General features: G+C 56.0%; 19 protein-coding genes. 13 read left to right on the forward strand and 6 right to left on the reverse strand.

Features of this window, described 5'->3' with window-relative positions:
• Positions 1–80: 80 nt before the first annotated feature.
• Positions 81–773 carry an aspartate/glutamate racemase gene (locus FOY96_RS03820; RefSeq protein WP_096150338.1) on the forward strand — a complete coding sequence of 231 codons (693 nt, stop codon included), beginning with the start codon at positions 81–83 and terminating at the stop codon, positions 771–773.
• Here the strand turns inward: FOY96_RS03820 and FOY96_RS03825 are convergent.
• Positions 768–1,694: a LysR family transcriptional regulator gene (locus FOY96_RS03825; RefSeq protein WP_033146451.1), complete on the reverse strand. Its 927-nt coding sequence runs from the start codon at positions 1,692–1,694 to the stop codon at positions 768–770. The genes FOY96_RS03820 and FOY96_RS03825 overlap by 6 nt on opposite strands.
• A gap of 121 nt (positions 1,695–1,815) precedes the next feature.
• Between FOY96_RS03825 and lysA the strand changes: the two genes are divergently transcribed.
• On the forward strand, positions 1,816–3,078 hold the full coding sequence (lysA, locus tag FOY96_RS03830; RefSeq protein WP_039263321.1) for a diaminopimelate decarboxylase: 1,263 nt from the start codon (positions 1,816–1,818) through the stop codon (positions 3,076–3,078).
• Here the strand turns inward: lysA and FOY96_RS03835 are convergent.
• The gene (locus tag FOY96_RS03835; RefSeq protein WP_033146449.1) at positions 3,048–4,085 is read right to left on the reverse strand and encodes a LacI family DNA-binding transcriptional regulator; all 1,038 of its coding nucleotides are present in this window, start codon (positions 4,083–4,085) and stop codon (positions 3,048–3,050) included. The two genes, lysA and FOY96_RS03835, sit on opposite strands and share 31 nt — an antisense overlap.
• Before the next feature lie 229 nt (positions 4,086–4,314).
• On the opposite strand from FOY96_RS03835, the gene FOY96_RS03840 reads away from it, so the two are divergent.
• On the forward strand, positions 4,315–4,791 hold the full coding sequence (locus FOY96_RS03840) for a GNAT family N-acetyltransferase (RefSeq protein ID WP_039263473.1): 477 nt from the start codon (positions 4,315–4,317) through the stop codon (positions 4,789–4,791).
• Here FOY96_RS03840 and galR read toward each other — a convergent pair.
• Positions 4,752–5,768, reverse strand: coding sequence for an HTH-type transcriptional regulator GalR (gene galR / locus FOY96_RS03845; protein WP_023309052.1), 1,017 nt, complete (start codon positions 5,766–5,768; stop codon positions 4,752–4,754). The two genes, FOY96_RS03840 and galR, sit on opposite strands and share 40 nt — an antisense overlap.
• A gap of 623 nt (positions 5,769–6,391) precedes the next feature.
• On the opposite strand from galR, the gene aas reads away from it, so the two are divergent.
• Entirely contained in the window at positions 6,392–8,551 is a 2,160-nt protein-coding gene (gene aas, locus FOY96_RS03850) for a bifunctional acyl-ACP--phospholipid O-acyltransferase/long-chain-fatty-acid--ACP ligase (protein WP_143346525.1), read from the forward strand.
• Complete coding sequence (lplT, locus tag FOY96_RS03855; protein WP_143346526.1) at positions 8,544–9,737, forward strand: lysophospholipid transporter LplT; 1,194 nt, start codon at positions 8,544–8,546, stop codon at positions 9,735–9,737. The genes aas and lplT overlap by 8 nt, the downstream gene beginning before the upstream one ends.
• A gap of 93 nt (positions 9,738–9,830) precedes the next feature.
• Here the strand turns inward: lplT and FOY96_RS03860 are convergent, their stop codons facing one another.
• The 3 genes from FOY96_RS03860 to mutH form a co-directional block, all read right to left on the reverse strand.
• Positions 9,831–10,871 carry an NADP(H)-dependent aldo-keto reductase gene (locus FOY96_RS03860; protein WP_023309049.1) on the reverse strand — a complete coding sequence of 347 codons (1,041 nt, stop codon included), beginning with the start codon at positions 10,869–10,871 and terminating at the stop codon, positions 9,831–9,833.
• A gap of 131 nt (positions 10,872–11,002) precedes the next feature.
• A complete protein-coding gene (locus FOY96_RS03865) occupies positions 11,003–11,221 on the reverse strand; it encodes a YgdI/YgdR family lipoprotein (RefSeq protein WP_008499668.1) in 219 nt (72 codons plus the stop codon).
• A 128-nt stretch (positions 11,222–11,349) separates the two neighbouring features.
• The gene (gene mutH, locus FOY96_RS03870) at positions 11,350–12,042 is read right to left on the reverse strand and encodes a DNA mismatch repair endonuclease MutH (RefSeq protein WP_033146444.1); all 693 of its coding nucleotides are present in this window, start codon (positions 12,040–12,042) and stop codon (positions 11,350–11,352) included.
• Between the two features lie 683 nt (positions 12,043–12,725).
• On the opposite strand from mutH, the gene rppH reads away from it, so the two are divergent.
• The 8 genes from rppH (at position 12,726) to FOY96_RS03910 (ending at position 19,291) form a co-directional block, all read left to right on the forward strand.
• Positions 12,726–13,256 (forward strand): RNA pyrophosphohydrolase, encoded by a 531-nt coding sequence (gene rppH, locus FOY96_RS03875; protein WP_013098553.1) that lies wholly within the window; start codon positions 12,726–12,728, stop codon positions 13,254–13,256.
• Between the two features lie 12 nt (positions 13,257–13,268).
• Entirely contained in the window at positions 13,269–15,515 is a 2,247-nt protein-coding gene (gene ptsP / locus FOY96_RS03880; RefSeq protein WP_023309047.1) for a phosphoenolpyruvate--protein phosphotransferase, read from the forward strand.
• A gap of 193 nt (positions 15,516–15,708) precedes the next feature.
• A complete protein-coding gene (gene lgt, locus FOY96_RS03885; RefSeq protein WP_023309046.1) occupies positions 15,709–16,584 on the forward strand; it encodes a prolipoprotein diacylglyceryl transferase in 876 nt (291 codons plus the stop codon).
• A gap of 6 nt (positions 16,585–16,590) precedes the next feature.
• Entirely contained in the window at positions 16,591–17,385 is a 795-nt protein-coding gene (gene thyA / locus FOY96_RS03890) for a thymidylate synthase (protein ID WP_014885081.1), read from the forward strand.
• Positions 17,386–17,569: 184 nt separating this feature from the next.
• The gene (locus tag FOY96_RS03895) at positions 17,570–18,034 is read left to right on the forward strand and encodes a prepilin peptidase-dependent protein (RefSeq protein WP_033146582.1); all 465 of its coding nucleotides are present in this window, start codon (positions 17,570–17,572) and stop codon (positions 18,032–18,034) included.
• On the forward strand, positions 18,025–18,585 hold the full coding sequence (locus tag FOY96_RS03900; RefSeq protein WP_143346527.1) for a prepilin peptidase-dependent protein: 561 nt from the start codon (positions 18,025–18,027) through the stop codon (positions 18,583–18,585). Before FOY96_RS03895 ends, FOY96_RS03900 begins: the two co-directional genes overlap by 10 nt.
• Positions 18,582–18,983 (forward strand): DUF2509 family protein, encoded by a 402-nt coding sequence (locus FOY96_RS03905; RefSeq protein WP_143346528.1) that lies wholly within the window; start codon positions 18,582–18,584, stop codon positions 18,981–18,983. The genes FOY96_RS03900 and FOY96_RS03905 overlap by 4 nt, the downstream gene beginning before the upstream one ends.
• Positions 18,968–19,291, forward strand: a complete 324-nt coding sequence (locus FOY96_RS03910) for a prepilin-type N-terminal cleavage/methylation domain-containing protein (RefSeq protein WP_023309042.1) — start codon at positions 18,968–18,970, stop codon at positions 19,289–19,291. The genes FOY96_RS03905 and FOY96_RS03910 overlap by 16 nt, the downstream gene beginning before the upstream one ends.
• Positions 19,292–19,298 lie beyond the last annotated feature (7 nt).

Consider the following 19,298-nt stretch of genomic DNA (forward strand, 5'->3'; position numbering starts at 1 on the left):
GTTTAAAAAGGCGCTGAATACAGCGCCTTTTTTTATGTACTTCGGTTGTGTTAAAAAAGAAACAAAGAAAAGGAGGGATGATGAAAACGATCGGCCTGTTAGGTGGAATGAGCTGGGAATCGACAATCCCTTATTACCGCCTGATTAATGAAGGGGTAAAGCAGCGTCTGGGTGGTCTGCACTCCGCAAGCCTGCTGCTGCACAGCGTTGATTTCCATGAAATTGAAGCCTGCCAGTCGAGCGGGGAGTGGGATAAAGCCGGAGAGATCCTGGCCCAGGCGGCGCTGGGACTGGAGCGTGCCGGCGCCGAGGGTATCGTGCTTTGTACCAATACCATGCACAAAGTGGCGTCGCATATTGAGGACCGCTGCTCGCTGCCGTTTCTGCATATCGCGGACGCGACCGGTCGTGCGATTGCCGCATCCGGTATGCGCCGCGTAGCGCTTTTGGGCACACGCTACACCATGGAACAGGATTTTTATCGCGGGCGTTTGCACAGTGAATTTGGGATCGAGAGCCTTATCCCGGATGAAGACGATCGGGCGCGCATCAATCAGATTATCTTTGACGAGCTCTGCCTTGGCACCTTCAGCGAATCTTCCCGGGCGTATTACGTCAGCGTGATTGAAAAGCTGGCGCAGCAGGGGGCAGAAGGGGTGATCTTCGGCTGCACCGAGATCGGCCTGCTGGTGCCGGCCGATCGAAGCCCCGTCCCGGTATTTGATACCACCGCCATTCACGCGGCAGATGCCGTGGCGTTTATGCTGTCATAAGGGGTTTTGCAGGTCAGGTAAACGAAGCGCCACCTGACGCGCGTGCTCCATTAAGTGTTCGGTGAAAGCGTCCACCAGCGCGGAAGCCGGACGGTGCAGCGGGCGGATCAGGCTCACGGTGAACGGGACGGACACGCTAAAGCGGCGGATGACGATCCCGCTTCCGGCATAATCCAGCGCCGTGAGCGGATTCACCACCGCGACGCCGACGCCCGCACGCACCATCGCGCAAATCGAAGCCGCGCTGTGCGTTTCCACCACCATTCGCCGTTTGACCTGATGCTCGGCAAACAGCGTATCCAGCAGCTGTCTGTAACTGTCTGTCTGCGAAAGGCTAATGTAGTTTTCCCCGTGGAAATCCTCCGGTGTGAGCACCGCCTTACCGGCAAGCCGATGTCCGGCGGGCAGAACGCACACTTCATCTAACGAGATCAGCTCCGTGCGTGCCGTTCCCGCTGGCGTGGAGAGGGTTTCGGTTAAGCCTAAATCATGACGCTGGGCCGAAAGCCACTCTTCAAGCAGAGGGGATTCCTGAGGCACGATAGTGAGGCTGACCTCCGGGTATCGGGCCAGAAAGGGCTGCAGCAGCATCGGCAAAAAGGATTGCGAAAAGACGGGCAGACAGACGATCGACAGCTCGCCCTGGCGAAACTCGCGCAGGCTTTCCGCTGCACTCACTATTCTGTCCAGTCCGTACCAGGAGCGCTGGACTTCCTCGAACAGGCGCAACCCCTGCACCGTCGGGTGAAGCCTGCCCCGGGTACGCTCGAACAGCTTCAGCCCCAGCACTTTCTCGAAGCGCGCCAGCTCGCGGCTCACCGTCGGCTGTGAGGTATGCAGCATCTGTGCGGCTTCGGTGAGATTGCCGGTGGTCATCACGGCGTGAAAAATCTCGATGTGGCGTAAATTGACGGCGGGCATAGGGCACCTGAAAGCAGATAACTGTCCATATCATTTTTGCATAGACTCGCGATAAAACGATATTTTTTATTCTCTTCGCGCTGTGGCGTAATCTTCAAAACGCATTTACCCGGAGAAGACCATGCCACGCCCGCTGAACCAGACTGAGACCGATTTGAACGCCGACAACCTGCTGCGCCTGCCTGCCGAGTTTGGCTGCCCGGTGTGGGTCTACGACGCGCAGATCGTTCGCGAGAAGATCGCCGCCCTGCATCAGTTTGACGTGGTGCGTTTTGCCCAGAAGGCGTGCTCCAATATTCATATTCTGCGCCTGATGCGTGAGCAGGGCGTGAAGGTCGACTCCGTCTCGCTTGGCGAAATCGAGCGCGCGCTGGCGGCCGGATTCGATCCGAAAGCCGACGGCGACGCGATCGTCTTCACCGCCGATGTGATCGACGATGCGACGCTTGCGCGCGTCCACGAACTGCAGATCCCGGTGAATGCCGGTTCTGTAGATATGCTGGAGCAGCTGGGCCAGGTTTCTCCCGGCCATCGCGTCTGGCTGCGCGTGAATCCAGGCTTTGGTCATGGTCACAGCCAAAAAACCAATACCGGCGGTGAAAACAGCAAGCACGGGATCTGGTATGCCGATATGCCTGCCGCGCTGGAGGTATTACAGCGCTATGGCCTGAAGCTGGTGGGGATTCATATGCACATTGGCTCTGGCGTCGATTACGGCCACCTGGAGCAGGTGTGCGGTGCGATGGTGCACCAGGTTGTCGACTTCGGTCAGGATCTGGAGGCGATCTCAGCCGGTGGCGGCCTCTCCATTCCCTATCGCGAAGGCGAAGAGGCGATCGATACCGATCACTATTACGGTCTGTGGAGCGCCGCGCGCGACCAAATCGCCGCGCATCTTGGTCACGCGGTGAAGCTGGAAATTGAGCCGGGTCGTTTCCTGGTGGCGGAAGCCGGCGTGCTGGTTTCGCAGGTGCGCAGCGTCAAAGAGATGGGGTCTCGCCACTTCGTCTTGATTGATGCAGGCTTTAACGATCTGATGCGTCCGTCCATGTACGGCAGCTATCACCACATTACCGCCCTGGCTGCCGACGGCCGTGATTTAACGCAGGCGCCGCGCGTTGAGACGGTCGTTGCGGGCCCGCTGTGCGAATCGGGTGACGTGTTTACCCAGCAGGAAGGCGGCAAAGTGGAGACTCGCGCGCTGCCAGAGGTCAAACCGGGTGATTATCTTGTGCTGCATGATACCGGTGCCTACGGGGCGTCGATGTCATCTAACTACAACAGCCGCCCGCTGCTGCCGGAAGTGCTGTTTGATAACGGCAAGGCACGGCTGATCCGTCGTCGCCAGACCATTCAGGAACTGCTGGCTTTAGAACTCATCTGATGAAAGTACGGCCCCGTTGTGACCGAATCGCGTAACACCAGCGTGCCGGTAAACGGCGGGATAGCATCGACCGGCTGGTTTTTTGCCAGCCGGATCGCCTGATCGATGGCCGTGACAATCATATTGTCGATGGGCAGATAAACCGATGAGAGCGCGGGCTCCAGCCATTTCGCGCTTGGGGCATCGTCAAAGCCGAACAGTGAAATATCCTGCGGAATTTTAAGCCCCGCCTGGTGTAACGCTTTGGACGCCCCCAGGGCCATATCGTCGTTACAGGCAAACAGGGCGCTAAACGGCACACCGTCGGCAATCAACTCTTTGCACAGCTCGTATCCCCGCGTCATTCCCGCATCGCCGTACTTTATCCGACGCTCGTCCAGACGAATGCCGTGCTTTTCCAGCGCCTTACGGTAGCCCATCAGCCGCGCTTTACCCGTGGGGGTGTGGATCGGAACGGTGATACAGGCGATCTCCCGATGGCCCTGGGCGATCAGGTAATCCACGGCCTTAAATGCGGCATCCTGCTGTTCGAAAAACACGCAGCGATCCGGCGCCTGGCTTACTTCACGGTTAATGACCACCAGCGGCGTTTTTACGGTGTTCATCAGTTTGACGATCGCTTTTTCGCTCATGTAGCGCGTGTAAAGCACGATGGCATCGCACTGGCGATCGGCCAGCATCTGCACCGCCTGTTCTTCCTGTTCCGGCGCGTCGTGACCGTCGGTGACGATCAGCTGTTTCCCGTGAGTTTCCGTCTGCCGCGACGCCTGCTGGAGAAGACGACCAAAGTAAAAGCCGTCGAAGGTCGAGACGACCAGGCCAATGCTGTTGCTGGTCTGGTTAGCCAGCGAACGCGCGAGGAAGTTCGGGCGATATCCCAGCTCTTCCATCGCAGCAAAGACCTGCTGACGCGTACTCTCTTTAACCTGACCTGTGCCGTTCAGCACGCGCGAGACGGTAGCCTTCGACACGCCCGCACGCAGTGAGACATCCAGCATTGTTGCCATTCTACATTCCTGCTTCCACGTAATGATTTGCAGTTTAACACAGACCTCACGGCGTATAAGCGATGCGGGAAGCGCAAAACTTCTGCCACGATCACGCTTTTTGGTCACGATTCGTCTGGCCTGCGTGAAGTAAAACTAAATAGTCTGACTCTGGTAAAATAATCGCCGAACCGAGCTGGGGCGACAGGCCAGCAAATACATGAGAAAACGCAGGTGAAACGTGAAAAACATAGCCATCCTCCCGCTTTACCAGGCACCGCACTATGCGGAGCAGGTCACCGACTGGCTCTGGCAGGCCTTTGGCGAAGGGCTTTCTCGGGAATTTTTCCACAGCATTATTGAGCACAGCCAGACGCCGGGAGCATTACCGCTGACCTTTATCGCCGTAGAAGACGAACAGCTTGTTGGTACGGTAGGGCTCTGGCGCTGCGATTTGATCACCCGTCAGGATCTCTTTCCGTGGCTGGCGGCGCTCTACGTTGACGACGCGGCGCGAGGCAAGGGGCTGGCAGGAAAGCTACAGCAGCACGTTATTACCCGGGCCGCGCAGGCGGGATATGAAGAACTGCACCTCTGGTCTGCCTGCCGCGATTTCTACGAACGTTACGGCTGGCAGTATATCGGTGATGGGCTGGAATACCCCAACACGCGGGTTCACCTCTATCGCTATTCGCTCTGCGCTTCCGCAGGTGACGCAACGGAGTGACGGCGAACCAGCGTCGGGCTAAACAGATGCGTAATATCCGGCGGCTGGCGCTGTTCAGCCAGCGCTAGCGCCAGCTCGGCGGCCTGCGTTGCCATGGTGATTATCGGGTAGCGTACGGTGGTCAGACGCGGGCGCACGTAACGAGAGACCAGCACGTCATCGAAGCCAATCAGCGAAATTTCTGCCGGTACCTCAATCCCGTTGTCATTCAGCACCCCCATTGCCCCTGCGGCCATCGAGTCGTTATAGCTGGCAACCGCCGTGAAATTTCGTCCGCGACCGAGCAGCTCGGTCATGGCCTGTTCACCGCCGCTCTCATCCGGTTCACCGTAGGCCACCAGACGGTCATTACACGGCAGGCCGTTTTCGCGCAGAGCGTCGTAGTAGCCCTGCAGGCGGTCTTCCGCATCAGAAATCGGGTGATTGGAACAGAGATAGCCAATCCGGGTATGGCCCTGTTGAATCAGATGACGGGTCGCAAGCCAGGCACCGTAGCGGTCGTCGAGGGCCACACAGCGTTTTTCAAACCCGGGAATAATGCGGTTAATGATCACCATTCCAGGCATCTGCTTCATCAGGTGAATCAGTTCGGCATCCGGGATCATTTTGGCGTGAACCACCAGCGCCGCGCAGCGGTGGCGGATCAGCTGCTCGATGGCCTGGCGTTCTTTTTGCTCATTATGATAGCCGTTGCCGATCAGCAAAAAATTGCCTGTCTGATAAGAGACCTGTTCAACCGCTTTCACCATGGCGCCGAAAAAGGGGTCGGAAACATCACCCACTACCAGCCCAATGGTTTCGGTGGACTGCTGGGCGAGCGCGCGGGCATTAGCATTGGGATGATAATTCAGGGATTCCATGGCGGTTTGTACCGCCTGGCGCGATGCGTCACTGGCTTTTGGGGAGTCGTTAATCACGCGAGAGACGGTTGCCACAGACACACCTGCCAGACGGGCCACATCCTTTATTGTCGCCATTCATTACCTTCTTATTGGGGGTAAGCGTTTACACACCAAATAGTGTTGCGGAAAAGCGGTGCGCATTCAAGGGGAGCGGATTTCCGCGCTCCACAAACGTGACGCAGGACAACCCTGGTAGTGTAATCGTTACACGCGCAGTCGTGTCTGAAGAATGTCAATCTGAACCTTTGGTTACACTTTGCGTCAGGCTGTTGCGATTGGCCAATGGCGAGGTGGTCAAAGAGGTTGATACAGTCAAAGTCCCAGAGGTATTGATAGGTGGAATCAACTCCGGTTGATTAACACGCTTTACACCAACCTGCGTTTTTACGCAGGTTTTTTTTGCCTGATAGTTCAATCTGTAACAGCAACAGAGAATATTCACACCTGGTTGCACTTCGGCTCATTCCCTTGCGTTTTCCTGCTGGCGAAGCGCAGGACGAACGGCCACAATCAAGATCCCAGAGGTATTGATTGGTGAGAATTCTTAGTACGGTTTCGTACTCATCTCTTGCACCAACCTGCGCGGATGCGCAGGTTTTTTTTCGCCTCCACTTTTGCTGTCGCTCCCGTATCACTTCTCGTGTAATCTGCCACCATTTACTATCAACCCTCCACACTGGCCGGCAAAGGGAGTTGAGATGCTATTTGGGTTCTTCCGTACACTGTTCCGTATTCTTTTTCGCATCCGCGTCACTGGCGATGCCCAGGCGCTTCGCGGTGAACGCGTTCTTATCACACCAAATCATGTTTCCTTTATAGACGGCATTCTGCTGGCGCTATTTTTACCCGTGCGCCCGGTGTTTGCGGTCTATACCTCTATCAGCCAGCAGTGGTACATGCGCTGGCTCACGCCGCTGATTGATTTTGTGCCGCTCGACCCGACAAAGCCGATGATGATTAAGCATCTGGTGCGTCTGGTTGAGCAGGGGCGTCCGGTGGTTATTTTCCCGGAAGGGCGTATTTCAGTGACCGGTTCGCTGATGAAAATCTACGACGGGGCGGGGTTTGTTGCCGCGAAATCAAAAGCGACCGTGGTGCCGCTGCGCATTGAAGGCGCAGAGTTGACCCATTTCAGCCGCCTGAAGGGGCTGGTGAAGCAGCGTCTGTTCCCAAAAATCACGCTGCATATTCTGCCGCCCACGTCGTTACCGATGCCGGAAGCGCCGCGTGCTCGCGATCGCCGTAAAATCGCCGGGGAAATGCTGCATCAGATTATGATGGAAGCGCGCATGGCCGTGCGCCCGCGCGAAACGCTGTACGAGTCTCTGCTTTCCGCGCAGCACCGCTATGGCGCGAAGAAAAACTGCATCGAAGATATCAACTTTACCCCGGATACTTATCGCAAGCTGCTGACCAAGACCCTGTTTGTGGGCCGCATTCTTGAGAAGTACAGCAAAAAGGGCGAAAAGATTGGCCTGATGCTGCCTAACGCGGGCATCAGCGCGGCGGTGATTTTTGGTGCGGTTTCCCGGGGGCGCATCCCGGCAATGATGAACTACACGGCGGGGTTGAAAGGACTGACCAGCGCCATCACCGCTGCCCAGATTAATACCGTCTTTACTTCCCGTCAGTTCCTGGACAAAGGCAAGCTCTGGCATCTTCCCGAGCAGCTCACCCAGGTGCGCTGGGTCTTCCTGGAAGATTTGAAAGCGGACGTCACCACCGGCGACAAGCTGTGGATTTTTGCTCACCTGCTGATGCCGCGTCTGGCGCAGGTCAAACAGCAGCCGGAAGATGACGCGATTATCCTCTTCACGTCGGGTTCGGAGGGCAACCCGAAAGGCGTCGTCCACAGCCACAAGAGCATTCTGGCGAACGTTGAGCAGATCAAAAGCATTGCCGACTTTACCGCGAATGACCGTTTTATGTCGGCGCTGCCGCTGTTCCACTCCTTTGGCCTGACGGTGGGGCTGTTTACGCCGCTGCTGACCGGCGCAGAAGTGTTCCTTTATCCAAGCCCGCTGCATTACCGGATTGTGCCGGAGCTGGTGTATGACCGTAACTGCACCGTCCTGTTCGGCACATCAACGTTCCTCGGCAACTATGCGCGTTTTGCTAATCCGTACGATTTCTATCGCGTGCGGTATGTGGTGGCCGGTGCGGAAAAACTGCAGGAGAGCACGCGTCAGATCTGGCAGGACAAGTTTGGCCTGCGCATTCTCGAAGGCTATGGCGTTACCGAGTGTGCTCCTGTGGTCTCGATTAACGTACCGATGGCGGCGAAGCCGGGTACGGTGGGCCGAATTCTGCCGGGGATGGACGCGCGTCTGCTGGCCGTGCCGGGCATTGAAGACGGTGGCCGTCTGCAGCTGAAAGGGCCAAACGTGATGAACGGTTATCTGCGCGTGGAAAACCCAGGCGTGCTTGAGGTGCCGACGGCTGAAAACGTCAACGGCGAGGTTGAAACCGGCTGGTACGACACCGGTGATATTGTCCGTTTTGATGAACAAGGCTTTGTACAGATTCAGGGACGCGCGAAGCGCTTCGCCAAAATCGCCGGTGAAATGGTCTCGCTGGAAATGGTTGAGCAACTGGCGACGGCCGTGTCCGCGGATAAGATGCATGCGACGGTAGTGAAGAGCGATGCCAGCAAAGGCGAGGCGCTGGTGCTGTTTACAACCGACGCTGAGCTTAAGCGCGACAGGTTACTGAGCTATGCGCGTGAACACGGTATTCCTGAACTGGCAGTGCCGCGCGATATTCGCTACCTGAAGCAGCTCCCGGTGCTGGGTAGCGGGAAGCCCGATTTCGTGACCCTGAAAGGCATGGTTGAAGAGGCGGAACAGCAAAATGCGTGAGTCAGTACACACTAACACATCGCTCAGATCGAAAGGCATGATGGCCGTTATCGCCGCACAGTTTCTCTCTGCGTTCGGTGATAACGCGCTGCTGTTTGCCACGCTGGCGCTGCTGAAGGCCGAGTTTTACCCCGACTGGAGCCAGCCGATCCTGCAGATGGTGTTTGTGGGCGCTTACATTATCTTTGCTCCGTTCGTCGGGCAGGTGGCGGACAGTTTCCCGAAAGGCCGGGTGATGATGTTTGCCAACGGCCTCAAGCTGCTGGGTGCCGCCAGCATTTGCTTTGGCTTCAACCCGTTTATTGGCTACACGCTGGTGGGCATCGGCGCTGCCGCCTACTCTCCGGCGAAGTATGGCATTCTCGGAGAGCTGACCACGGGCGATAAGCTGGTGAAAGCCAACGGCCTGATGGAGTCGTCAACCATTGCCGCAATCCTGCTCGGATCCGTCGCGGGCGGCGTACTGGCCGACTGGCATGTCCTGGCGGCACTGGGCATCTGCGCGGTGGTGTATGGCGGGGCGGTTGTGGCGAACCTGTTTATTCCCAAACTGCCGGTGGCTCGCCCGGGGCAATCCTGGCGCTTTAAACCAATGACCGGCAGTTTCTTTACCGCCTGTCGCGTGCTGTGGCGTAACGGAGAAACGCGTTTTTCCCTGATGGGAACCAGCATGTTCTGGGGCGCGGGCGTCACGCTGCGCTTCCTGCTGGTGCTGTGGGTGCCGGTAGCTCTGGGGATTACCGACAACGCGACGCCGACCTATCTGAATGCGATGGTGGCCATCGGCATTGTGGTGGGGGCCGGTGCGGCGGCGAAGCTGGTGACGCTCGAGACGGTTGCACGCTGCATGCCCGCAGGGATCCTGATTGGCGTTGTGGTGCTGATTTTCTCGCTGCAACATGCATTATTGCCTGCGTATGTCCTCCTCATCCTTATTGGTTTTCTGGGCGGTTTCTTCGTGGTGCCGCTGAACGCGTTACTGCAGGAACGTGGCAAACAGACCGTCGGGGCGGGGAATGCCATCGCGGTACAAAACCTGGGTGAAAACCTGGCGATGCTGTTAATGCTGGGGCTCTACTCGCTGGCGGTAAAAGTGGGTGTGCCGGTGGTGGGGATTGGCGTCGGGTTTGGTGGGCTGTTTGCGCTGGCGATTGCGGGATTGTGGGTCTGGCTACGTCGGCGCTGATAAGTGCGGCCTGATGCCCTCACCCCGGCCCTCTCCCACAGGGAGAGGGAGCAAACCCTAAAAACGGCAACGTGCGTTGCCGTTTTGCTTTTATTACGGCGCAGGATACGTATAAACCTGATGCACTGCTTCAATCTCCGCTAACACCTCTTCACTCAGGTTCAGATGGAAACTCTCAATATTGGTTTTCAGCTGTTCCATCGTGGTTGCGCCCAGCAGGGTGCTGGCAACAAACGGCTGACGACGCACGAAGGCCAGCGCCATCTGTGCAGGGTCAAGACCGTGACGCTTTGCGATATCCACATAGGCTGCAACGGCTTTCTGCGTCTGCTCGCCGCTGTAGCGGGTAAAGCGGCTAAAGAGGGTATTTCTCGCCCCGGCCGGTTTCGCGCCGTTCAGGTATTTCCCCGTCAGCGTGCCAAAGCCGAGACAGGAATAGGCGAGCAGTTCCACTTCTTCATATTGCGTCACTTCGGCCAAACCAACCTCATAGCTACGGTTAAGCAGGCTGTACGGGTTCTGGATGGTGACGATACGCGGCAGATCGTGTTTATCTGCCAGGTGCAGATAGCGCATTACGCCAAAGGCCGTTTCGTTAGAGACGCCAATGTAGCGGATTTTTCCCGCGCGCTGGCACTCGGTCAGCGCTTCCAGCGTTTCCAGCAGCGTTACGGCGGGGGCGCTCTCATTCCAGCTGTAGCCGAGCTTACCAAAGCAGTTGGTTGGACGCTGCGGCCAGTGCACCTGATACAGGTCGAGATAGTCGGTTTGCAGGCGCTTCAGGCTGGCGTCCAGTGCGGCGCGGATATTTTTGCGATCGAGGATCTGATTCGGGCGGATCCCGGTATCGTTGTTGCGCGCGGGGCCACTGACTTTTGAGGCAATCACCAGCTTTTCACGGTTGCCGCGTTTTGCCAGCCAGTTACCGACGTAGGTTTCGGTAAGTCCCTGCGTTTCCGGACGTGGCGGAACAGGGTACATCTCTGCAACATCAATCAGGTTAATCCCCTGACTAACGGCGTAATCGAGTTGTGCATGGGCATCGGCTTCGCTGTTTTGTTCACCAAATGTCATCGTGCCCAACCCCAGTTGGCTTATTTCCAGAGCGCTGTGGGGGATACGGTGATAATGCATAGCCGGCTTCCTCAGTAGACTTATAGACCGCGTCAGGGCGTGCCCGACAAAGGAATATAAACATGGCAGAGGGGAAGCAAAAGGGGAAGAAAAAAATCAAAAAGGCCAGCAAGCGACTGACCTTTATCTGTTTATCGCTCGATAATTTGCGATACTTCGTCGCGATTGATCTGCATTTTATTGCCTTCCTGGTCACGGTAGCTGACCAGACCGGTATCATCGTCGACTTCGGGTTTACCGTCGGTCAGGATCATTCGACCATCTTTTGTCGCCATGACGTAATCGCTGCTACAGCCCGATACGGCAAACGCTAAACCGACTGCTGAAACTAACACTGCCCATTTTTTCATCGTTATCGTCCTCATCTGGCGCGTATCAAATCATAATCTAGTATTAACCCGATATGGCGACTTGAGGAAGCGGTAAAATCTTAAAAAGCAGTCGATTATGTTTGAGAGCTCGCAAAATAAGTAAAAAACTATGTTTTTAACAGGAAATGACGGGCAAGGAGTGCGCCGGTGAAATTCTTTTTGAGATAAAAACCGCGCGGTAACGTCAGTATCGGCTCACCTTTCGCGCCGATTGCCTCGGTAAGCGCTTTGCTGTTGGCCGCTTTCGGGCGCAATTGTAAAACTTCTCCGTGTCGGGCGGTGATGCGCTCTACCTGCCCAAGCACAATCATGTCCATCAGCTCCTCCCAGTCCAGACGCAGCTGTTGCTCCTCATCGTCGTTCGGGCTCCAGAGCAGCGGCGCGCCAACGCGACGGTCAGCCAGGGGGATCTGACGTTCACCTTCGACCGGTACCCACAACACGCGCTTCAGCTTGTGGCGAACGTGGCTGGTTTCCCACGTTACGCCGGTGTTGCCGGTTAATGGCGCAACGCAGACGAAGGTGGTCTCAAGGGGCTTGCCCTGGCTGTCTATAGGGATGGTTTTTAACTCCACGCCAAGCGCTGCAAAATCCTGCTCGGGTTTGCTTCCTGCGCTGGCACCCAGCCACAGCTCAAGCAGCATGCCGATCCAGCCTTTATCCCGTTTCAGATCCTTCGGGATCTGAAGCCCTGCCATTGCCGCCAGCTCGCCAAGCGAAAAGCCTGCAAGACGCCGTGCCTGCTGTAGCAACTGACCTTCGCTGGATGGCGGTGAGAGCAAGGGTGTAAGCGGATGCATGAAGGTAACCTTTTGATTAAAAAATAAACTAAGAAATTGTCCCCTGTGGATAGAGTTTAACTATTTCTGTACCAATATTCCATGTCTATGATTTATATGTTTTTTTATTGGTTTGAAATCGTTTTGCCAGACTCAGAAAACCGGTTGTTCAAATCTTGTCACTGACAATGAACAGGATCTTACACCATGTTATCCACAGAAAAATGGGATAACTGGGCATAACCCTGACTACTGTTTCAATTTACAGCCTTGACGTGCGATGAAAATCGAATTTTCAAACAAATTGTGACTAACTTATTGGCACAATCTGTGGATAAAACCGACGCTGTTCGATCTTTCATCAGCACGACGATCCCTGATGTGACGATCGTCACGATATTCTGTTTTGTGCTCATGGAAATACATTTAACTATTTGAAAATAATTGCATTATCTAATTAAGGTGAAAAAGGGGAGACTGCATCGTTTGAGGTTGTTCATCGGTAATCAGACACTTCTTCACAACTATATCCACAGAAAAGGTGAATAAAATTCCCTTCACCACCGCTCATCTGTTTATAACTCAGCACTTATTTGTGAGTTATTCAAATGTTATTAGGTTGCAGCCCTGTAAGAGAGTGGTTTACCGCCTCCCTGTAGTGTGAAACAATCATTCATATATAAGGTTTAGTTTGGGGTAGTCCGGTGATTGATGACGATGGCTACCGCCCGAACGTAGGAATAGTAATTTGTAATCGTCAGGGCCAGGTAATGTGGGCCCGGCGATATGGTCAGCACTCCTGGCAGTTCCCTCAAGGCGGGATCAATCCGGGAGAGTCCCCAGAACAAGCGATGTACCGGGAGCTTTTTGAAGAGGTCGGTTTAAGCCGAAAAGATGTTCGCATCCTGGCTTCGACCCGCAACTGGTTGCGTTACAAGTTACCGAAACGTTTGGTGCGTTGGGACACAAAGCCGGTTTGTATCGGCCAGAAACAGAAGTGGTTTCTGTTGCAGTTGGTGGGCAACGATTCAGACATCAATATGCAAACCAGCAGTACGCCGGAGTTCGATGGCTGGCGCTGGGTGAGCTATTGGTATCCTGTTCGTCAGGTCGTGTCATTTAAACGCGATGTTTACCGTAGGGTGATGAAAGAGTTTGCAAGTGTGGTAATGCAGCTTCAGGAGATCCCGCCTAAGCCGCAGAGCGCACCTGCCTGGCGACGTAAAAGAGGTTAAGCTACGCAAATCATGCTCACCCGCTTGCGAGAAATAGTCGAGAAGGTGGCCAGTGCTCCGCGTCTGAACGAGGCGCTGAATATTCTGGTCACTGACATCTGTCTTGCGATGGAGACCGAGGTCTGTTCGGTGTATCTGGCCGACCACGATCGGCGCTGCTATTACCTGATGGCGACCCGTGGTTTAAAAAAACCACGTGGACGCACCGTCACGCTCGCATTTGATGAAGGTATCGTGGGCCTGGTTGGGCGGCTGGCTGAACCCATCAACCTTGCTGACGCGCAAAAACACCCCAGCTTTAAATACATCCCTTCCGTAAAAGAAGAGCGCTTCCGCGCTTTTCTTGGCGTGCCGATTATCCAGCGTCGCCAGCTGCTCGGCGTGCTGGTTGTCCAGCAGCGCGAGCTACGTCAGTACGATGAAAGCGAAGAGTCTTTCCTCGTCACGCTGGCCACTCAGATGGCGGCGATCCTCTCCCAGTCCCAGCTTGCCGCGCTCTTTGGTCAGTATCGCCATACGCGCATTCGTGCCCTTCCGGCATCACCAGGCGTAGCGATTGCGGAAGGCTGGATGGACGCCACGCTGCCGCTGATGGAGCAGGTTTACGAAGCCTCAACGCTTGATGAAGCGCTTGAGCGAGAGCGTCTTACCGCCGCGCTGGAAGAGGCGGCGAATGAATTTCGTCGTTACAGCAAGCGCTTTGCCGCAGGCGCACAGAAAGAGACGGCGGCCATCTTCGACCTCTATTCGCACCTGCTCTCCGACGCGCGTCTGCGTCGTGAGCTGTTTGCGGAAGTGGATAAAGGCTCGGTCGCAGAGTGGGCGGTTAAGAAGGTCATCGAAAAATTTGCCGACCAATTTGCGGCACTGACCGACGGTTACCTGAAAGAACGGGCTGGCGATCTCCGCGCCCTGGGACAGCGTCTGCTGTTCCATCTCGATGACACCATTCAGGGGCCGAATGCCTGGCCAAAACGGTTTGTTCTGGTCGCCGATGAGCTCTCGGCAACGACGCTGGCTGAACTGCCTCAGGACAGGCTGGCCGGTGTGGTGGTGCGCGATGGCGCAGCCAACTCGCATGCCGCCATTATGGTGCGCGCGCTGGGTATTCCAACCGTTATGGGCGCGGATATCCAGCCGTCGGTACTGCACCGCCGTACGCTGGTAGTGGACGGCTATCGCGGTGAGCTGCTGGTCGATCCTGAGCCGGTTCTGCTCCAGGAATACCAGCGTCTTATCAGCGAAGAGAATGAATTAAGCAAGCTGGCGGAAGATGACGTTAACCTGCCCGCACAGCTTAAGAGCGGTGAGCGGATCAAAGTCATGCTCAACGCCGGTTTAAGCCCTGAGCATGAAGAAAAGCTTGGCAGCCGCATCGACGGTATTGGCCTGTACCGTACTGAAATCCCGTTCATGCTGCAGAGCGGTTTCCCCTCCGAAGAGGAGCAGGTGGCGCAGTATCAGGGGATGCTGCAGATGTTTAACGACAAACCTGTCACCCTGCGAACCCTGGATGTCGGCGCGGATAAACAGCTGCCCTATATGCCGATCAGCGAAGAAAACCCGTGCCTGGGCTGGCGTGGGATCCGCATTACGCTCGATCAGCCGGAGATCTTCCTGATCCAGGTGCGTGCGATGCTGCGCGCCAACGCGGCGACGGGCAATCTCAGCATCTTACTCCCGATGGTCACCAGCATTGATGAGATCGACGAGTCCCGGCGACTGATCGAACGTGCAGGCCGTGAAGTGGAAGAGATGATCGGCTATGCGATCCCGAAACCGCGGATCGGGGTGATGCTTGAAGTGCCGTCTATGGTCTTTATGCTGCCGCAGCTGGCAAACCGTGTTGATTTTATCTCTGTCGGCACGAACGACCTGACGCAATATATTCTGGCCGTCGACCGTAACAACACCCGCGTCGCCAGTATCTACGACAGCCTGCATCCTGCGATCATTCGCGCGTTAGCGATGATTGCCCGTGAAGCGGAACAGTACGGCATTGATTTACGCCTGTGCGGTGAAATGGCCGGGGATTCAATGTGCGTTGCGATCCTGATTGGTCTGGGATACCGCCATCTGTCGATGAACGGTCGCGCTGTTGCTCGCGTGAAGTACCTGCTGCGACATATCGACATCAATGATGCCCGCGAGCTGGCTGAACGCAGCCTTGACGCGCAGCTGGCCGCTGAGGTTCGTCATCAGGTCGCGGCGTTTATGGAACGACGCGGTATGGGCGGCCTGATCCGCGGCGGCCGCTAATCATCTTTCGCCCTCTCCCTGTGGGGGAGGGCTCCAGCGCGCATAAAACCCTATACACATCTTTTACATCTCTGGCGCATCCTCCGCGCCCGCCTTGTGCTATGATTCGCAACTTTGGAGCCTCTGCTTACGGCAGAATCGCATTTCTACCGCTGTCCACTTTCAGCGGAATAACAACATCTTGTGGTGACAGATGAACAGTGGTTATCTGCATTTTCCGGAATTTGATCCGGTCATTTTCTCAGTAGGACCTGTTTCGCTTCACTGGTACGGTCTGATGTACCTGGTGGGCTTCATTTTTGCCATGTGGCTCGCTGGCCGTCGCGCCAGTCGTCCGGGCAGCGGCTGGACGAAAAACGAAGTTGAAAACCTGCTCTATGCGGGCTTCCTCGGCGTGTTCCTCGGTGGCCGTATTGGGTATGTGCTGTTCTATAACTTCCCGGTATTCCTGAACGATCCGCTCTATCTGTTCCGCGTGTGGGACGGCGGCATGTCCTTCCACGGCGGCCTGATTGGGGTGATCCTGGTGATGGTGATTTTTGCCAAACGCACCAAACGCAACTTCTTCCAGGTTTCAGATTTTATCGCACCGCTGATCCCGTTTGGGCTGGGCGCTGGCCGTCTGGGTAACTTTATCAACGGTGAGCTGTGGGGCCGCGTCGACCCGAGCGTGCCGTACACGATGCTCTTCCCGGGCTCTCGCGCAGAAGATATCGCGTTGCTGCCATCACACCCGGAGTGGCAGTCCATTTTCGATACCTACGGCGTTCTGCCGCGCCATATGTCTCAGCTTTATGAGCTGGCGCTGGAAGGCGTGGTGCTGTTTATCATCCTCAACCTATTTATCCGCAAACCGCGCCCGATGGGTGCTGTCTCCGGCCTGTTCCTGATTGGCTACGGCGCATTCCGTATTATCGTCGAGTTCTTCCGTCAGCCAGACGCACAGTTTACCGGCGAATGGGTACAGTACATCAGCATGGGGCAGATCCTCTCCATTCCGATGATTGTCGCGGGTGCCATTATGATGATTTGGGCGTATCGTCGTCGTCCACAGCAACAAATTTCCTGAGGAACCATGAAACAGTATCTTGAATTGATGAAAAAAGTGCTCGACGAGGGCACGCCGAAAAACGACCGCACCGGCACCGGTACGCTCTCCATTTTTGGCCACCAGATGCGCTTCAACCTGCAAGAAGGCTTCCCACTGGTGACGACAAAGCGCTGCCATCTGCGCTCGATCATTCATGAACTGCTCTGGTTCCTGCAAGGCGATACCAACGTTGCGTATCTGCACGAAAATAACGTCTCAATCTGGGACGAATGGGCAGATGAAAATGGCAACCTGGGCCCGGTTTACGGCAAGCAGTGGCGCGCCTGGCCAACGCCTGATGGCCGCCATATTGACCAGATCACCACCGTGATGAACCAGCTGAAAAACGATCCGGACTCGCGCCGAATCATCGTTTCCGCCTGGAACGTCGGCGAGCTGGATAAAATGGCGCTGGCACCTTGCCACGCGTTCTTCCAGTTCTATGTCGCTGACGGCAAGCTCTCCTGCCAGCTCTACCAGCGCTCCTGTGACGTGTTCCTCGGCCTGCCGTTTAACATTGCCAGCTATGCGCTGTTGGTCCACATGATGGCGCAGCAGTGCGACCTGGAAGTGGGTGATTTTGTCTGGACCGGTGGGGACACCCATCTTTACAGCAACCATATGGAACAGACGCATCTCCAGCTGACCCGTGAACCGCGTGCGCTGCCGAAGCTGATTATCAAACGCAAACCGGCATCAATCTTCGACTATCGCTTTGATGATTTCGAGATTGAGGGCTATGACCCGCATCCGGGCATCAAAGCGCCCGTCGCTATCTGATGCGATAAAGCGTGACACAACCGGTGCTCTTTAGCGCCGGTTTTTTTTCGCCTTTATCCCGTTTCCCGAAGCGCTATCCAGAAAGCGTGCAACGCGCTGCAACACTCCTGATTCTCCGGATAACGCCTCGTAAAACGAGGATCCGTCGCTCGTCATGTTCACCGCGCTTCGCCACACTCCCGATATGAAAAAAGAGAACGGTTTTACGCTTATCGAAACGCTGGTCGCGATTTCGCTTGTCGTTATCCTCAGCGCCTCAGGTCTTTACGGCTGGGACAGCTGGCAGCGGCAGCAGCGGCTGTGGCAAACCGCCAGTCAGGTACGAGATTACCTGCTGTTTCTGCGCAATCATGCCAACCGCTACAACCGCGACCATCAAATTACCCATCAGCGGGTGGGAGGCATGGATTGTCTGCTGAGCTCTGCCGCGCAAGGCTGTGAGAAGGGCAATCCCTTTGTGCTGATACCACTCTGGCCTGAGGTCGCGATCGGCGAGGTAACGCCGTCGCTGGCGTTCTATGGATTAAAGGATACGGCATGGGCAGGGCGGATACGCGTTCAAAGCCGTGCAGGAGAATGGCTGATTATTGTCTCAAATGGAGGACGCATCAGGATGTGTAAGGTCTCTGCGGGAGGTTCATGTCGATGAAGCAGCGAGGTTTCTCACTGACTGAAGTTCTGATTGCCACGGCGATTAGCAGCCTCCTGCTGATAAGCGCATCGCGTTTTTTACCCGGCTTGCAGCGGGCGGTCTTAGCGCAATCTGGCCAGAGACAACTGGAGGAAGAGGTCTGGCACCACCTGTTCGCCCTGGGCAAACAGCTCCAGCGTGCGGGGTACTGCGCGGGAAACTGTCAGGGACAGGCGCTGGTGACAGCCAGGCAAGGAAGTTGCGTCATTGTGCGGTGGGATGCCAACAGTAACGGCAGCTGGGATAACAGCGCATCAGAAAATGACAGCACCGGTTTTCGACTGGAGTCTGGTGCGCTTGAAACCCAGCGTGGAGCGACCTCATGTGAAGGAAAAGGATGGGAAAAGCTCACGGACCCGGACAGGCTTACTATCGCGCATTTTGTGGTGAGGACAGTGGAACATGCCGGTTTTGCGCCAGAGGTGAATATCGATCTGGCGGCGATTCATAAAGGCGAGAAGGGGGAGCCCTGGCAGGCGTTGTATACGGTCACGGGGTACAACCTGTGAATCGTCAACGCGGCATGTCTTCGCTGGCGATGGTTCTGCTTTTACTGGTGCTCGGTACCCTGATCCTCACCGGTCTCAATCAGCAGCTCACAACCTTTAGCGCGCTCGTCGGAGGTGAGAGCCGTTCGCTTCAGCAGCAGGCGGCGGTGCAGTCCGCGCTTGAGTGGGGACGGGTTCAGAGCTGGTCGTCAGAGCCACAGGTTCAGTGCAAGAAGACTCCTGCGTGGCGAGCGTGTTTGCGCCAGCTGAGTGGGGCGCGTGTGCTGCTGATTGCCGGAGACAGCGACCTGCTGCTCTGGCGCTCAGGAGAGATTGTCGACGGGAACGTTCGCTTTTCGCCTCACGGCTGGAGTGATTTTTGTCCCCTTAAGGAGAGCGCGTTATGCCAGCTGCCGTGAACAGAGAAAAAGGGTTTAGCATGGTTGAGGTACTGCTGGCGATGATGCTGCTGGTGATCGTCGTGACGGCTTTGTCCGGTTATCATCGGGCGCTGGCGGCTCGGTTTACCCTGTTTAACCAGTATCGACAGCTCTGGCATCATGCCTGGAATCAGTCTCAGCTCTCAACAAATGTTCTCCCGGCTGGCTGGCAGGCCAGTCGGGGGCAGACAACGCACGCAGGATGTGTCAGCATCACGGTCACACTTATTTCTCCTCTGGGGCGGCGCGGTGAGATAACGCGCCTGCATTGCCCGGTTAGCCAGTAGTCGGGAG

Origin of the sequence: Enterobacter asburiae, assembly GCF_007035645.1 — a bacterium.
GTDB classification, from domain to species: Bacteria; Pseudomonadota; Gammaproteobacteria; order Enterobacterales; family Enterobacteriaceae; genus Enterobacter; species Enterobacter asburiae_B.

Excerpts from the sequence above, each read along its gene's own strand:
- FOY96_RS03900 (WP_143346527.1), top strand. The coding sequence starts at position 18,025 with ATGTCGATGAAGCAGCGAGGTTTCTCACTGACTGAAGTTCTGATTGCC.
- FOY96_RS03835 (WP_033146449.1), bottom strand. The coding sequence starts at position 4,085 with ATGGCAACAATGCTGGATGTCTCACTGCGTGCGGGCGTGTCGAAGGCT.
- mutH (WP_033146444.1), bottom strand. The coding sequence starts at position 12,042 with ATGCATCCGCTTACACCCTTGCTCTCACCGCCATCCAGCGAAGGTCAG.
- galR (WP_023309052.1), bottom strand. The coding sequence starts at position 5,768 with ATGGCGACAATAAAGGATGTGGCCCGTCTGGCAGGTGTGTCTGTGGCA.
- ptsP (WP_023309047.1), top strand. The coding sequence starts at position 13,269 with ATGCTCACCCGCTTGCGAGAAATAGTCGAGAAGGTGGCCAGTGCTCCG.
- lysA (WP_039263321.1), top strand. The coding sequence starts at position 1,816 with ATGCCACGCCCGCTGAACCAGACTGAGACCGATTTGAACGCCGACAAC.
- thyA (WP_014885081.1), top strand. The coding sequence starts at position 16,591 with ATGAAACAGTATCTTGAATTGATGAAAAAAGTGCTCGACGAGGGCACG.
- FOY96_RS03825 (WP_033146451.1), bottom strand. The coding sequence starts at position 1,694 with ATGCCCGCCGTCAATTTACGCCACATCGAGATTTTTCACGCCGTGATG.
- FOY96_RS03820 (WP_096150338.1), top strand. The coding sequence starts at position 81 with ATGAAAACGATCGGCCTGTTAGGTGGAATGAGCTGGGAATCGACAATC.
- FOY96_RS03895 (WP_033146582.1), top strand. The coding sequence starts at position 17,570 with ATGAAAAAAGAGAACGGTTTTACGCTTATCGAAACGCTGGTCGCGATT.
- lgt (WP_023309046.1), top strand. The coding sequence starts at position 15,709 with ATGAACAGTGGTTATCTGCATTTTCCGGAATTTGATCCGGTCATTTTC.
- FOY96_RS03865 (WP_008499668.1), bottom strand. The coding sequence starts at position 11,221 with ATGAAAAAATGGGCAGTGTTAGTTTCAGCAGTCGGTTTAGCGTTTGCC.
- lplT (WP_143346526.1), top strand. The coding sequence starts at position 8,544 with ATGCGTGAGTCAGTACACACTAACACATCGCTCAGATCGAAAGGCATG.
- FOY96_RS03910 (WP_023309042.1), top strand. The coding sequence starts at position 18,968 with ATGCCAGCTGCCGTGAACAGAGAAAAAGGGTTTAGCATGGTTGAGGTA.
- aas (WP_143346525.1), top strand. The coding sequence starts at position 6,392 with ATGCTATTTGGGTTCTTCCGTACACTGTTCCGTATTCTTTTTCGCATC.
- FOY96_RS03860 (WP_023309049.1), bottom strand. The coding sequence starts at position 10,871 with ATGCATTATCACCGTATCCCCCACAGCGCTCTGGAAATAAGCCAACTG.